Annotated in this window: 11 protein-coding genes; 5 read left to right on the top strand and 6 right to left on the bottom strand. The window is 51.3% G+C overall.

Going from position 1 to position 14967, the window contains the following annotated elements; genetic code table 11:
- The first annotated feature begins 16 nt into the window (after positions 1 to 16).
- Positions 17 to 1099 carry a Gfo/Idh/MocA family oxidoreductase gene (locus tag OGV65_RS23505; protein WP_286455502.1) on the top strand — a complete coding sequence of 361 codons (1083 nt, stop codon included), beginning with the start codon at positions 17 to 19 and terminating at the stop codon, positions 1097 to 1099.
- A gap of 51 nt (positions 1100 to 1150) precedes the next feature.
- A complete protein-coding gene (locus OGV65_RS23500; protein ID WP_016157125.1) occupies positions 1151 to 1366 on the top strand; it encodes a zinc ribbon domain-containing protein in 216 nt (71 codons plus the stop codon).
- Here OGV65_RS23500 and xseA read toward each other — a convergent pair.
- Positions 1363 to 2736: an exodeoxyribonuclease VII large subunit gene (xseA, locus tag OGV65_RS23495; RefSeq protein WP_286455501.1), complete on the bottom strand. Its 1374-nt coding sequence runs from the start codon at positions 2734 to 2736 to the stop codon at positions 1363 to 1365. The genes OGV65_RS23500 and xseA overlap by 4 nt on opposite strands.
- A gap of 160 nt (positions 2737 to 2896) precedes the next feature.
- Between xseA and guaB the strand changes: the two genes are divergently transcribed.
- Both guaB and guaA read left to right on the top strand, forming a co-directional pair.
- A complete protein-coding gene (gene guaB, locus OGV65_RS23490; protein WP_019077375.1) occupies positions 2897 to 4363 on the top strand; it encodes an IMP dehydrogenase in 1467 nt (488 codons plus the stop codon).
- Between the two features lie 63 nt (positions 4364 to 4426).
- The gene (guaA, locus tag OGV65_RS23485; RefSeq protein WP_016153990.1) at positions 4427 to 6004 is read left to right on the top strand and encodes a glutamine-hydrolyzing GMP synthase; all 1578 of its coding nucleotides are present in this window, start codon (positions 4427 to 4429) and stop codon (positions 6002 to 6004) included.
- 497 nt (positions 6005 to 6501) lie between these two features.
- On the opposite strand, the gene OGV65_RS23480 is transcribed toward guaA, so the two are convergent.
- Complete coding sequence (locus tag OGV65_RS23480; protein ID WP_047416419.1) at positions 6502 to 6705, bottom strand: YfgG family protein; 204 nt, start codon at positions 6703 to 6705, stop codon at positions 6502 to 6504.
- Positions 6706 to 7055: 350 nt separating this feature from the next.
- Here OGV65_RS23480 and OGV65_RS23475 point away from each other — a divergent pair, with 350 nt between their 5' ends.
- Complete coding sequence (locus OGV65_RS23475) at positions 7056 to 9326, top strand: sensor domain-containing phosphodiesterase (RefSeq protein WP_286455500.1); 2271 nt, start codon at positions 7056 to 7058, stop codon at positions 9324 to 9326.
- Here OGV65_RS23475 and ppx read toward each other — a convergent pair.
- From ppx to purM, 4 genes are all read right to left on the bottom strand, one after another.
- Positions 9306 to 10847: an exopolyphosphatase gene (gene ppx / locus OGV65_RS23470; RefSeq protein ID WP_016153985.1), complete on the bottom strand. Its 1542-nt coding sequence runs from the start codon at positions 10845 to 10847 to the stop codon at positions 9306 to 9308. The genes OGV65_RS23475 and ppx overlap by 21 nt on opposite strands.
- A gap of 4 nt (positions 10848 to 10851) precedes the next feature.
- Complete coding sequence (gene ppk1 / locus OGV65_RS23465) at positions 10852 to 12918, bottom strand: polyphosphate kinase 1 (protein WP_003835119.1); 2067 nt, start codon at positions 12916 to 12918, stop codon at positions 10852 to 10854.
- Between the two features lie 210 nt (positions 12919 to 13128).
- Complete coding sequence (gene purN / locus OGV65_RS23460) at positions 13129 to 13773, bottom strand: phosphoribosylglycinamide formyltransferase (protein ID WP_016153983.1); 645 nt, start codon at positions 13771 to 13773, stop codon at positions 13129 to 13131.
- Entirely contained in the window at positions 13770 to 14807 is a 1038-nt protein-coding gene (gene purM, locus OGV65_RS23455; RefSeq protein ID WP_049041569.1) for a phosphoribosylformylglycinamidine cyclo-ligase, read from the bottom strand. Before purM ends, purN begins: the two co-directional genes overlap by 4 nt.
- Between the last annotated feature and the right edge of the window lie 160 nt (positions 14808 to 14967).

The raw sequence follows: 14967 nt of genomic DNA, 5'->3' as shown, positions 1-14967 counted from the left end.
TTAACGAGGTAAGAGCATGCTGTTAGGATTTGTTGGGCTTGGTGCAGTCGTTGAAACGGCATACTTGCCCGCATTACGTAATATGTTCGGTGATGCACTACGCTGTGTGGGATTTGATGTTCAATCCGCAAAGCAGCCCGCAGACGTGACACGCTGTGCGTCGCTCGCTGAACTTCTTGCAATGCCGCTTGATACCCTGTTTATTACCACCGCATCCCTGCATCACCTTGATGTGCTTGAACAGGCGCTGGCGGCTCCCATCGCTCGTATCGTGGTCGAAAAGCCTATTGTCGCCACGCTTTCCCAAATTGAAAAACTGAAAACGCTGCTGGCTCAACCGGATGCTGCCAACCGCGTGCTGGCACTCGACCATTGGATGGCACGCAATGGCGCAATGCAGCTGGCGTTGGGCAAACTCGGAGCGCAGTGGCAAGGCGATAATCCGCAACAGGCACTTGTCTCTCACTTTTCACACATTGCTAAAATCGACGGTTTTTTGCAGGAACCGAGCGGGTTTAACGCTGTTGGAGAACCTATTGCGCTAAACTTTGCCACCGGTGAGCCGGATACCCGTGAGCTTCGTCATCCGGACGGTGTGATTCTGGACATTGGCGCACATGTACTGGCAATGCTGCGTGAAACAGTGCGTTACCTGGGCGGTAATGACAGTATGACCTTGCAGGTGAAAAGCGCTAAAGACCGTCTGGGACGTAATATTGTAGAGGGCGACCTGACCACAGCAGAAGGAGAGGCGCATCTGCAGGGACAGATTAGCGGCATTCCGCTGGATATCTGGCTGAATAAATACGCGGGGCCGGCTGGCGGACAAAAAGGCCTGCGCCTTTGTCTGCGCGATGGTCGTGTCATTAGCCATGATCGCCGTGGTGTCGAGGATGTGCTCGAATTGATTGACGGTGATGTTGTACAACGCTGGAGTCTGCCTGGTAGCGTATATGCCCATTGTCTGGCGGAGCATATTCTGGGCGCGCAAAGTCTGTTTGAACGCAGTCCACAGGAAGTGAGCCGCACGACGCAGCGCAGGCTGGAGGAAGTGGAGTGCCTGTTAACGTTACAGCAGCAGTTACGCGGGCGGCATTAAACGCATCGTGTTAAACTCAGCGCAGTAATGGATCCCTGTACTGGAGTCGCTATGTCTATTATTTGCCCGGATTGTCATGCAGAGCTGGAGCCGCAAAACGGTATGGCGCACTGTGATAACTGTAATAAAGATATTCAGTTAGAAGCGCACTGCCCGGAGTGCAATCAGCCACTGCAGGTGCTTAAAGCCTGTGGTGCGGTGGATTATTTCTGCCAGAACGGTCATGGCCTTATCTCGAAGAAACGCGTGGCGTTTGTGCCGCTTTAATCCTGTTTTTTCCTGCGCGTTTTCTTTGTCTTCGTGACAGCTCTCACTTCGCTTTCCACCCATCCGTCAGACAGGCGGGTGGTGAGCACATCACCTGCTGTAACCTGTTTAGTCTGTTTCAGCACTTCACCCTCTTTTGCGGTCGTCACGCTATAACCGCGCGCCAGCGTGGCCAGTGGGCTGACTGCCTCAAGATGGGTAACCGCGTTGCCAAAACGCTCGCGCTGTTCGCTTAAACGCGCACGGATATTTTCCGCCAGGCGGTATTCCAGTTGCTGAATGCGTGTTTGCGCACGGTAAATACGCGGCTGCGGGTTTTGCTGATTCAGACGCTGCAGCATGCGCTGCTGACGCTGATTTGCCTGTTTAATCTTATTCTCAAGTGCGAAGTTCATTCTCTGACGCAGTCGTTCCAGCACGGTCTGCTGACGGGCCAGACGCAGTTGCGGATGCTGCTGTTGCAAGCGGTGATGAAGCTGGGTAAACCGACGAGTACGATTGGCGAGGTAGTAGTCCATCGCCATCTCCAGACGCTGCTGACCATGCTGTATTTGACGCAGCAGTTCAAGCTGATTACGGCTGACAATTTCTGCTGCCGCCGACGGCGTAGGTGCCCGTAAATCTGCAATAAAATCGGCAATAGTGACATCGGTTTCATGGCCGACGGCGCTGACAACTGGAATGCGGCTGGCAAAGATCGCCCGTGCTACACGTTCGTCGTTAAAGCTCCACAAATCTTCCAGCGAGCCGCCGCCGCGCCCGACGAGCAGCACATCGCACTCGCCCCGCGCGTTCGCCAGTTCAATGGCCCGAACGATCTGCCCTGGCGCATCATCGCCCTGGACTGCGGTCGGGTAGATAATAACGGGCAGGGAAGGGTCGCGACGCTTCAGGACGTGGAGAATATCGTGCAGCGCGGCGCCGGTTTTAGAGGTGATTACCCCGACGCAGTGGGCCGGTGAGGGCAGCGTTTTTTTGAACTGCTGATCGAATAGCCCTTCAGCCTGCAGTTTGGCCTTGAGTTGCTCATATTTTTGCTGCAGCAAACCTTCGCCCGCTGGCTGCATGCTCTCAACAATTATCTGATAGTCGCCGCGCGGCTCGTACAATGTAATGTTGGCGCGTACCAGTACCTGCTGACCGTGCTGTGGTCGGAACGTTACCCGGCGATTGCTGTTGCGAAACATCGCGCAGCGTACCTGAGCGGTGTCATCTTTGAGCGTGAAATACCAGTGACCGGAGGACGGCTGCGTGAAATTCGAAATTTCACCGCTGATCCACACTTGTCCCATTTCCTGTTCAAGCAGCAAACGAACCGTCTGATTCAGGCGGCTTACGGTAAAAATTGAGGTGGTCTGAGAGGATAACATGTGAGCGGGATCAAATTCTAAATCAGCAAGTTATTCAGTCGAAAGTAACATGCTCACAGAGGAGCGCAAGGTTTTTTTGCAAAAAAGTGTGGATGCAATCGGTTACGCTCTGTATAATGCCGCGGCAATATTTAATAACCTCCCAGGTGAGATATTGCCCATGCTACGTATCGCAAAAGAAGCCCTGACGTTTGACGACGTCCTCCTCGTTCCCGCTCATTCTACCGTTCTGCCGAATACTGCTGATCTCAGCACCCAGTTGACGAAAACCATTCGCCTGAACATTCCTATGCTCTCCGCAGCAATGGACACCGTGACGGAAGCGCGCCTGGCAATTGCCCTGGCTCAGGAAGGCGGCATCGGTTTTATCCACAAAAACATGTCTATTGAGCGCCAGGCGGAAGAAGTTCGTCGCGTGAAGAAACACGAATCTGGCGTCGTGACCGACCCACAAACCGTACTGCCAACCACCACTCTGCGCGAAGTAAAAGAACTGACCGAGCGTAACGGTTTCGCAGGCTACCCGGTAGTGACTGAAGATAACGAACTGGTCGGCATCATCACCGGTCGTGACGTACGGTTTGTGACTGATCTGAATCAGCCGGTTAGCGTCTACATGACGCCGAAAGAGCGTCTGGTGACCGTTCGTGAAGGCGAAGCACGCGATGTTGTCTTTGCCAAAATGCACGAAAAACGCGTCGAAAAAGCGCTGGTTGTTGACGACAGCTTCCATCTGCTCGGCATGATCACCGTTAAAGATTTCCAGAAAGCGGAACGTAAACCTAACGCCTGTAAAGACGAGCATGGTCGTCTGCGCGTTGGGGCTGCTGTAGGCGCAGGTGCGGGTAACGAAGAGCGTGTTGACGCGCTGGTTGCCGCTGGCGTGGATGTTCTGCTGATTGACTCCTCTCACGGTCACTCAGAAGGCGTACTGCAGCGTATCCGTGAAACTCGTGCTAAATACCCGGATCTGCAGATCATCGGGGGGAACGTTGCGACTGGTGCAGGCGCTCGCGCGCTGGCGGAAGCCGGCTGCAGCGCTGTTAAAGTCGGTATCGGCCCAGGCTCCATCTGTACTACCCGTATCGTTACCGGCGTAGGTGTACCGCAGATCACCGCCGTTTCTGACGCTGTTGAAGCGCTGGAAGGCACTGGTATCCCGGTTATTGCCGATGGCGGTATTCGTTTTTCCGGCGACATCGCAAAAGCGATCGCTGCGGGTGCTTCTGCAGTGATGGTTGGCTCTATGCTGGCGGGGACTGAAGAATCTCCGGGCGAAATCGAACTGTATCAGGGTCGTTCTTACAAATCATACCGTGGTATGGGCTCTCTGGGCGCGATGTCCAAAGGTTCTTCCGACCGTTACTTCCAGAGCGATAACGCCGCTGACAAACTGGTCCCGGAAGGTATCGAAGGTCGCGTTGCGTATAAAGGTCGCCTGAAAGAGATCATTCACCAGCAGATGGGTGGCCTGCGCTCCTGTATGGGTCTGACCGGCTGTGGTACTATCGACGCGCTGCGAACAAAAGCAGAGTTTGTACGTATCAGCGGTGCGGGTATTCAGGAAAGTCACGTTCACGATGTGACCATCACCAAAGAGTCCCCTAACTACCGCATGGGCTCCTGATAAGTTTCCGCGCCCGGCTATATGCCGGGCGAATTTGTTTCACTTGCCTCGGAATTAGCGTCAATGACAGACAATATTCATAAACATCGCATTCTCATCCTTGATTTCGGATCTCAGTACACTCAGCTGGTTGCTCGTCGCGTACGTGAACTGGGCGTCTATTGTGAACTGTGGGCGTGGGATGTTACGGAAGCACAAATTCGCGAATTCAACCCAAGCGGTATCATTCTTTCCGGTGGTCCGGAAAGCACCACTGAAGAAAACAGCCCGCGTGCGCCGGAATACGTTTTCACAGCGGGCGTGCCTGTGTTCGGCGTGTGCTACGGCATGCAGACTATGGCAATGCAGCTCGGTGGCCATGTTGAAGGTTCTAACGAACGTGAATTCGGCTATGCGCAGGTTGAAGTTCAGACCGACAGCGCGCTGATCCGCGGTATTGAAGACTCTCTGACCGCAGACGGCAAACCACTGCTGGACGTGTGGATGAGCCACGGCGACAAAGTGACCGCTATTCCGGAAGGTTTCGTGACCGTTGCCAGCACCGACAACTGCCCGTTCGCCATCATGGCGCACGAGGAAAAACGTTTCTACGGCGTGCAGTTCCACCCGGAAGTTACCCACACCCGTCAGGGGATGCGCATGCTGGAGCGTTTTGTGCGCGACATCTGCCAGTGTGAAGCGCTGTGGACCCCGGCAAAAATTATTGATGACGCCGTTGCCCGCATTCGTGAGCAGGTTGGCACTGATAAAGTGATCCTCGGCCTCTCCGGCGGCGTTGACTCCTCTGTCACCGCGATGCTGCTGCACCGTGCGATTGGCAAAAACCTGACCTGTGTGTTCGTCGACAACGGTCTGCTGCGTCTCAACGAAGCTCAGCAGGTGATGGATATGTTCGGCGACCATTTCGGCCTGAACATCATTCATGTTGAAGGTGAAAAGCGTTTCCTGGACGCGCTGAAAGGCGAGAACGATCCGGAAGCTAAACGTAAAATCATCGGCCGCGTGTTCGTGGAAGTCTTCGATGAAGAAGCGCTGAAGCTGGAAGACGTTAAGTGGCTGGCGCAGGGAACCATCTATCCGGACGTGATCGAATCCGCGGCTTCTGCCACTGGTAAAGCGCACGTCATCAAATCTCACCACAACGTGGGCGGTTTGCCGAAAGAGATGAAGATGGGTCTGGTTGAACCGCTGCGTGAGCTGTTCAAAGACGAAGTGCGTAAGATTGGTCTGGAGCTGGGTCTGCCGTACGACATGCTGTACCGTCACCCATTCCCGGGGCCGGGTCTGGGCGTACGCGTGCTGGGCGAAGTGAAGAAAGAGTACTGCGACCTGCTGCGCCGTGCGGATGCTATCTTCATTGAGGAACTGCACAACGCTGACCTGTACAACAAAGTGAGCCAGGCGTTCACCGTGTTCCTGCCGGTACGTTCCGTTGGCGTCATGGGCGATGGCCGTAAGTACGACTGGGTTGTTTCCCTGCGTGCTGTTGAAACCATCGACTTTATGACTGCGCACTGGGCGCACCTGCCGTATGACTTCTTAGGCCGCGTCTCTAACCGCATTATCAACGAAGTTAACGGTATTTCCCGCGTGGTGTATGACATCAGCGGTAAGCCGCCAGCTACGATTGAGTGGGAATAATATTCCTCCCGTTTAGCGGTTTCTGAACCGGTAGTATGTAAAAGCCCTCTGTTTACAGAGGGCTTTTTATTGCGCGAATTTTATCGATGCGACTGTCCAGCTCGATAGTAGGGTTAATCACACACTTAATGTCTGCGATCCATTCAACACCGCTTCTTATTTACGGAAATAATGAAAAATACTCATGGTATTACCCTGTAGAATTTAATAATGGTAACAATTCAAATAAGCATTTAATTTCATGTGAAATATGAATGTTTTAGTCAGTGATATTTTCTGGAGATATTAATTAGCGTCAATTTGAGCGCAGTGTAGTGGGATTAAAAGATTGTGTATTTGTGCGAAAAAAACGGTTGATTATCCGATATATCAGCACGTGTGGGTGGGTAAGACTGCGTGAAGTTTCATCACTCAAATCCCTTACCGGATGGTTAAATGTCAGGCGATTAGCCATCCGGTAAGGAATCTTAATGCTGTAGTATCATCGGCGCGAGCGATCAGCGTACGTCAGTTTGTGCAGGAGATGCCTGTTGCGGCAGGGTGATCTGCTGAGATTCTTTTTTGTTCTGGTGGTGGTGCCACGCACCTATGGCGGAGTAGACGAAGCGTCCGAAGAAGAAAAGAAAGCTGATAAGCAGTACGATCCGGATCATGCGACTGTTAAATCGGTGTCGTTTGCGTAGGCTGGTAACCTGGCTCACAAAAGGTTCCTTGTAGTGTACCCAACTGAGGGCGATAATCACATTAAGGCATACTGTGAGGGAATGGTCAATTTTTCGTTATGTAAAATTGATTCAGTTGTTTTATCTATTTATGTTATGGAAATTAATATTATTATTTGCATTAATAATGAGATAACGATAAAAAACCATGAAAAGAGTAATAATTGATTAATGAGGGACTTATTTATTGATGTGTATCAAGCATCACCCTTTGCTGACAACTAAAATTGATGAGTCATTTTAATGTATTTAACTTTATCGTTTTAACGTCAGGTGGGATGCCTGTCCGAATACCCCCTGCAGGATGTGCGGGATTCTACTGAGCATCTATGAAACTCAATAAAAATTATATTGGTATTAGAGATAGATGGTGGGCGTTACCTCTCATCTTGCCTTCTTTGCTGTTGCCTATATTGAGCACTGCTAACACCTATGCCCATATTAGTACCGGGAACGTAATTCTTTTCTACCTGCCTTTAGCGCTGATGGTTAGCCTGATGTTGTTTTTCGGCTGGGCGGCATTACCAGGAATTATCATTTCCATCATCTGGTACAAATATCCGCAGGTTGGGTTATTTGAAATGCTCTCAATAATTTCGCACTTTATAGTTACGATAGTGCTTAGTTGGGGAGGGTATAAAGTTTTTGCTCCCCGGCGGAATAACGTTTCTTACGGTGACTCCCACCTGATGTTTCAGCACATGTTTTGGCAGGTTTTCTGCCCGGCAACGCTGTTTCTGCTATTCTTCCATTTCGCCGCGTTTGTGGGCGTCTATGAGAGCAAATCCGGCATGGTGGGCGTTATGCCCCTTAATACCGGCACGTTGATCAACTATCAGGCTATGCTGGCCGGGAATCTGGTTGGGGTTCCACTGTGCTACTTTATCATTCGCACGATTCGTAATCCTTTGTATATCAGAGGCTATTTATCTCAATTAAAGCAGCAGTTTGACACCAAAGTTACCAAAACAGAGTTTGCGGTCTGGCTGATTATATTGACCATACTAATGACATTGTTGTGTATGCCGTTAGATGAGCAAAGCTCGATATTTAGCACGAATTATACCTTGTCACTGCTACTGCCCGTCATGCTATGGGGAGCAATGCGTTACGGTTATAAATTTATTTCGTTAATATGGATGCTCGTACTCATTACAGCAATTCATTATTATCAACGCTATATGCCCTGGTATTCGGGTTACGATGTGCAGCTTGCCATTACCTCATCGAGTTACCTGGTTTTCTCCTTCATCGTGAATTTTATTGCCGTACTGGCAACGCGCCAGAGAATTGTCGCCAGACATTCTCATCGTCTGGCCTTCTTTGACCCCATGGTGCATATTCCGAATTTGCGCGCTTTGAACCGGGATTTGAGAAAGGCGCCATGGTCAGTGCTTTGCTTTTTGAGTGTTCCGGGTATGGAACTGCTGGTGAAAAATTACGGCATTATGCTACGTATCCAGTACAAGCAAAAACTTGCCCAGTGGGTAAAGCCATTGCTGAAACAAGATGAGCATGTCTATCAGTTATCGGGTAATGATTTAGTTCTGCGTTTTAACACCGAGTCGCATCAGGAGCGTATTGAAGCGCTGGACAGGCATATCAAGCAGTTTCGTTTTATCTGGGATGGCATGCCTTTACAGCCGCAGGTGGGGATTAGTTTTTGCTATGTCCGTTCTCCTGTTAACCACATCTACTTGTTACTGGGGGAGTTAAGCACCATCGCCGAGCTTTCTCTGGCGACTAATGCGCCAGAGAATTTGCAGCGCCGAGGCGTGATGCACCTGCAACGTGACCTGAAAGATAAGGTTGCGATGATGAATCGTCTGCAACTGGCGCTGGAGCACCATCGCTTTTTCCTGATGGCGCAGCCGATTTCAGGCGTGCGCGGCGATGTTTATCACGAAATTCTGCTGCGGCTAGAGGGAGATGATGGTAAAACCATCGGTCCTGACAGCTTCTTACCGGTAGCGCATGAGTTTGGGTTGTCATCCAGCATCGATCTGTGGGTGATTGAAAATACGCTGAAGTTTATGGCGCAGAATCGGGAAAAAATGCCTGCCCGTCGGTTTGCTATTAACTTATCTCCCACATCGGTATGCCGTGCCCGGCTTCCGCATGACATCAACCAGCTGCTGATTAAGTACAAAGTTGAACCGTGGCAGCTGATTTTTGAAGTAACGGAAAGCAATGCCTTAACCAATGCGGAACAGGCGCAGGCAACGTTAATGCAGCTGCAATCCTTGGGCTGTCAGATTGCGATTGATGATTTTGGTACCGGATATGCCAGCTATGCGCGGCTGAAGAATGTGAATGCCGATATCCTGAAAATTGATGGCAGCTTTATTCGCAACATCGTTTCGAATAGCCTCGACTATCAAATCGTGGCCTCTATTTGCCATCTGGCGCGGATGAAAAGAATGCTGGTGGTCGCGGAGTACGTCGAAAGCGAAGAAATACGCAGTGCGGTAATTTCGCTGGGGATTGATTACATGCAGGGGTATTTGATTGGTAAACCACAGCCGTTGCATGAAATGCTGGAAGAACAGGTGCCAGCAGAACTGGCACCTGCTGAGAGCTTATGCGGCGATATCGGGTGAGCTCTCTTCTTCAATTTTGAGACGCCAGCCGGTAACGGCTTCCCAGTATTGCTGCTCTTTTTCCAGATCGAGCAGCACCAGCGCATTCTGGCTAAACCAGTCATGCGGAAAGCGTAAGGTCCAGTGGTTGTCGTCGGTAATTAGGGTCAGCGTCGGTGGCGTGGTGGTCGCTTGTCGCTGATTATTCAGCAGCACGCCCAGGCGCAACAGCTGAATTAACGGCAGAAACTGTTTTTTCTTGAACAGCGTAAAGCGGGGCAAATCATCCAGTTTCACCGCTTTGCGATGATATCGAACCAGGGTTGCCATCATCAGCTGTTGTTCCTGATTGAAACCCGGTAAATCGCTGTTTTGGAGGATATACGCCGAGTGGCGATGTAAACCGCTGTGGTTGATGTTCAGCCCAACCTCATGCAGCATCGCCGCCCAGCGCAGCAACGCTTCCAGTTGTGGATTGGCCAGCTTTGGCTGCTGCGTATGCCACTGATCGTACATTTGCATCGTCGTTTCCAGTACGCGCCGGGCCTGTTCGCTGTCGATGTTGTACTGGTTCGCCAGGCTGCTCGCGGTACGGCTGCGAACGTCCTGGTGGCGAAAACGACCTTCCATCTCATACAGCACGCCTTCGCGTAGTGCGCCATCAGAAAGGCGGAGTTCGCGGATAGCCAGTGCGTCAAAAACGCCGCACAGAATCGCGAGTCCCGGCACAAACACCGCTTTTCGCTCTTCAGACAGCCCCGGCAGGCTGAGCGCATCGAATGACGCATGCTTCAGCACTTCGGTTCGCAGTTTGTCCAGGCGTTCAGGGGTGATAAAACCATCTTTCTCACCCATCTCCAGCAGCACTTCGTGTGCCGCTTTAATCGTGCCCGACGCGCCCAGCGCAACGTTCCAGCCCTGAATGCGAAACTGCCAGGTTAAGGTTTCAAGCTTTTGCGCTGCCGCCATGCGCGCACGCTGGAAGTTTTCCCGACTAATAGCGCCGCCCGGGAAATACATCTGAGCAAAACTGACGCAGCCCATACGACGGCTTTCCACCAGTTTGGGCTCGAAATCTTCGCCGATCACCAGTTCTGTTGAACCACCGCCGATATCAATAACCAGCTTACGACCCTTTTCCGGCTGGGTGTGCTCCACGCCCATAAAAATCAGTCGGGCTTCTTCATTACCGGAAATAATCTCAATCGGGTAGGGGATAACTTTTTCTGCTCGCTTGAGAAAATCGGTCGCATTTAGCGCCTGACGCAAAGTATGGGTTCCCACGATGCATACGCTTGATGGGGGAAAGCCCTGTAGACGTTCGGCGAACAGCGACAGGCAGCTTAATCCGCGCTCCATTGCCTCTTCGCTCAGCTTGTTATCTTCGCCGAGGCCATCCGCCAGATGAACGCGCTGTTTCAGTCGCCCGATAATCTGCATTGCGCCATCAACCACGCGGGCAATGACCATATGGAAACTGTTTGAACCAAGGTCGACCGCAGCAAATTCCTGCGGTCGTGGAGTCTTGTCGTGTATTGGCATAGCGTTAGTCAGGTTGCTCGAGTGATTTGATGTAGTCGTATATCGCCAATTGTGACTGAACCTTACGGCGGTTTCCGCGCGGTACGTAGCGATTACTGAGTTCTTTATCGATGAAGCGAGCCTTCACCGTGTCGCTGAACAGGATATCGATAATATCCAGCACCCGTTGCTTAAGACGCGGGTCCAGTAGCGGTGTGGCGACTTCGATGCGATAGTCGATATTCCTGGTCATCCAGTCTGCGGAGGAGAGGTATACCTGCTTGTCGCCACCGTTTTCGAAGATATAAACCCGGTCGTGTTCAAGGTAGCGGTCAACTATGCTTATCACGCGAATATTGTCGCTAATGCCTTCCAGATTCGGAATCAAAGAGCACATACCGCGAATCAATAAATTGACTGGCACGCCTGAGCTTGAGGCCGCATAGAGACGATCAACCAGGCCTTTATCGACCAGGTTATTCAGTTTTAGGGTGATACCGGAAGGCTGTCCTTGCTGCGCGTTGGCGATTTCTTTGTCAATCATCGCGTACAGCAAACGGCGCGAGTTCTGCGGAGAAACCAGCAGATAATCGAACGTCACCGGACGATACGGGTTCTCGATGAAGTTAAACACCCGACGAACCTCGTTGGTAATGCGTGAGTCGGCGGTAAGTAACGAGTAGTCGGTATAGAGACGCGCCGTTTTTTCGTTGAAGTTCCCCGTCCCGATATGCGCATAGCGCACAACTTCATCACCTTCTTTACGCGAGATAAGGAACAATTTGGCGTGAATTTTCAGGCCCGGCGCGGAGAAGATGACGTGAACGCCAGCCTCGGTAAGACGCTTGGCCCAATGAATGTTGGCTTCTTCATCAAAGCGAGCCTGCAACTCCACCACCACGGTGACTTTCTTACCGTTGTGCGCAGCATGGATCATCGAATCAATGATGCGCGAGTCTTTGGCCACACGGTAGATGTTGATTTTTATCGCCAGCACGCTCGGGTCGAAAGAGGCCTGGCGCAACAGTTCAAGAACGTGCTCAAAAGTGTGATACGGATAATATAGCAGCACGTCGCGTTCGCGAACGGCGTCAAAGCCGTTACGAAACTTCTCGTTATCGAACCAGATATGGCGCAAACGCGGCAGCGGTTTGTTCACCAGGTTAGCTTTGCCAACGTTGGGGAAATTAATAAAGTCTTTGAAGTTATGGTAACGCCCGCCGGGAACAATCGAGTCGTAGCGAGAAATCGTCAGCTTTTCACGCAGTACCTCGACCAGCGCATTGGGCATGTCGCGCTGATAGACAAAACGTACAGGCTCTGCGGTCAGACGCTGTTTCAGGCTGGACGACATCAGCTCCATCAGGCTCGATTCCATCTCGTGCACCAAATCGTATTCGGCGTCGCGAGTCATTTTCATCGAATAGGCGTTCAGCGCATCGTAATCAAAGAACCCTTTGAAAATGTCGTCAAGGCAGTAGCGTAAGATGTTGTCCAGCAGGATCATCGGTTTGCGACGGCGCGGGGTTTCCGGCGGTAGATTCACAAAACGGGGAACCTTGTCGGAAGGGATTTCCAGCAGCGCGTAGCGGATCGTATCGCCGCGGATAATTTCCACCGCCAGATAGGTGTAGTCATCTTTCAGAAACTGAACTAAATCCGTCTCGCGGTTGATCAGGATCGGTGTAATGTGCTGGCGAAGATATTGTTTGAAGTAATGGCGTAACCAGCTCTGTTGATTGACCGACAACTGACGTTCATTGATAAGGAAAATCTGGTTGCGCGCCATCTCCAGCAGCAACTCGTTGTACAGGCCGTCAAATTCCTGATCGGCTTTTAATACACGGGCCTGGATTTTACCTAACAGATGGCGGGAGTGAGAGTTTGAACCCTGTTCTTCGCTAATAATGATTCGGCGCTTCAGTTCGGCAAAACGAACCTTATAAAACTCGTCGAGATTATTGGAATAGATGCCTAAGAAACGCATCCGTTCGATCAACGGGTTTGACTTATCAGCAGCTTCCTGGAGTACACGTTCGTTGAACGCTAACCAGCTGAGTTCTTTCTCGATGTATAGCTTTTCCTGACCCATTACCACTTTTACTCCGTTTCATTCACGGGACACTACCGATTTATTATGGCGAGCATTGCTCTCAGATGTCCAACAGTGCCAGAAAAATATGACAATAAACCGTCTGATAGCAAAGAGAAAGGGGGAGCGTAGATGAATACCGGAGATGTTAACCGGAAAAGGTATTTATGCCTGTAAACCGGATGGTGAGATCCGGTTTACAGGTTGATTTTATTCTTCGTCGGCGGCGTAGCCTTGTGGCGGCAGACGAACGCCGTCCAGCCATGCTGCGTTATCACGCATCTTCAGGCGACCATCAGTAAACCAGCTTACCACCAGCGGGTAAATGGTATGTTCCTGGGTCTGGACTCGTGCCGTGACATCATCTTCGCTGTCGCCTTCAAATACCGGAACCTTGGCCTGGAGAATAACCGGTCCGCCGTCCAGTTCATCGGTGACGAAATGGACGGAAGTGCCATGCTCTTCATCGCCGTTTTCCAGAACCTGACGGTGCGTGTGCAGGCCAGGATACTTCGGCAATAAAGACGGGTGGATATTCAGCAATCGTTCAGAATAGTGAGCAACAAACGCCGGACTTAGAATGCGCATATAACCGGCCAGCACCACGACATCGGGGGCATAAGCGTCGATTTCTTGTATCAGTTGCTGGTCGAATGCTTCGCGACTGGCAAACTGGGCGGCTTCCAGCGAGTGTGCAGGAATATTCGCTTCGCGTGCGCGCTCAAGGCCGAACGCATCGGCCTTGTTACTGAATACTGCACGTATGGTGCCATTGATTTTATTCTGTTCGCAGGCATCCATTATCGCCTGCAAATTGCTTCCGTTGCCGGAAATGAGCACCACAATGTTTTTCATTCAATGACCACACGCTGTTCGGAATCAGAAGCTTTGATGATACCGATTTTCCATGCGTTTTCACCTTTCTCATTGAGCAAAGCAAGGGCTTTGTCCACTTCAGAAGCTGGCAGGGCGATAACCATGCCTACGCCGCAGTTAAAGGTGCGATACATCTCATGCTGGCTGACGTTACCCGCCGTTTGCAGCCAGTTGAAGACGGCTGGCCACTGCCATGAAGATTCGTCGATCACAGCCTGAGTGTTGTCTGGCAGAACGCGGGGAATATTTTCCCAGAAACCACCGCCGGTCAGGTGGGCAATGGCATGCACATCAACCTTCTCAATCAATTCCAGAATGGATTTGACATAAATGCGGGTCGGGGCCAGTAAGTGATCGGCCAGCGGCTTGCCTTCAAGCTCGGTGATTTCCGGGTCACAACCGCTGACTTCCACAATTTTGCGCACCAGAGAGTAGCCGTTGGAGTGCGGACCGCTGGAGCCGAGTGCAATCAGTACGTCGCCGTCAGCCACTTTTGAACCGTCGATGATCTCAGATTTTTCGACGACGCCAACGCAGAAGCCTGCCACGTCGTAATCTTCGCCGTGGTACATCCCCGGCATTTCAGCCGTTTCACCGCCGACAAGCGCACAGCCAGACTGCAGACAGCCTTCGGCAATACCGTTAATGACGCTGGCTGCGGTATCCACATCCAGTTTGCCGGTAGCATAGTAGTCGAGGAAAAACAGCGGCTCAGCGCCCTGAACCACGAGGTCGTTGACGCACATTGCGACGAGGTCAATGCCGATAGTGTCGTGGCGTTTCAGATCCATCGCCAGACGCAGTTTTGTGCCGACGCCATCAGTGCCGGAAACCAGTACCGGTTCACGATATTTTTGCGGCAATGCGCACAGCGCACCGAAGCCACCCAGACCACCCATAACTTCCGGACGACGAGTTTTCTTTACTACGCCTTTGATTCGATCAACCAGAGCATTACCTGCATCAATATCAACACCGGCATCTTTGTAGCTAAGAGAGGTTTTATCGGTCACTGCCTGCTTCCCCACATGTTTACTTGCAGTAAAAGTTAAATTCGGCGCAATTCTAACAGGGAAAGCAAACGTTTGCGAGCCTGCTCTGCATCAAGTTTTATGTGCTGATTTTTTCAGCATTTTACAATCATTTATCTATTTGTTTGAACTGCGCCACGAA

This window comes from Citrobacter sp. Cb004 (assembly GCF_030337065.1).
Classification (GTDB): domain Bacteria; phylum Pseudomonadota; class Gammaproteobacteria; order Enterobacterales; family Enterobacteriaceae; genus Citrobacter; species Citrobacter braakii.
Note: the sequence above shows the minus strand (reverse complement) of the source record. Positions and strands in the feature narration are given on the sequence as shown.

Bases quoted from the DNA above. Each gene is read 5' to 3' on its own strand.
- OGV65_RS23505 (WP_286455502.1), top strand. From the start codon at position 17: ATGCTGTTAGGATTTGTTGGGCTTGGTGCAGTCGTTGAAACGGCATAC.
- guaB (WP_019077375.1), top strand. From the start codon at position 2,897: ATGCTACGTATCGCAAAAGAAGCCCTGACGTTTGACGACGTCCTCCTC.
- OGV65_RS23500 (WP_016157125.1), top strand. From the start codon at position 1,151: ATGTCTATTATTTGCCCGGATTGTCATGCAGAGCTGGAGCCGCAAAAC.
- OGV65_RS23475 (WP_286455500.1), top strand. From the start codon at position 7,056: ATGAAACTCAATAAAAATTATATTGGTATTAGAGATAGATGGTGGGCG.
- guaA (WP_016153990.1), top strand. From the start codon at position 4,427: ATGACAGACAATATTCATAAACATCGCATTCTCATCCTTGATTTCGGA.
- ppk1 (WP_003835119.1), bottom strand. From the start codon at position 12,918: ATGGGTCAGGAAAAGCTATACATCGAGAAAGAACTCAGCTGGTTAGCG.
- ppx (WP_016153985.1), bottom strand. From the start codon at position 10,847: ATGCCAATACACGACAAGACTCCACGACCGCAGGAATTTGCTGCGGTC.
- xseA (WP_286455501.1), bottom strand. From the start codon at position 2,736: ATGTTATCCTCTCAGACCACCTCAATTTTTACCGTAAGCCGCCTGAAT.
- purN (WP_016153983.1), bottom strand. From the start codon at position 13,773: ATGAAAAACATTGTGGTGCTCATTTCCGGCAACGGAAGCAATTTGCAG.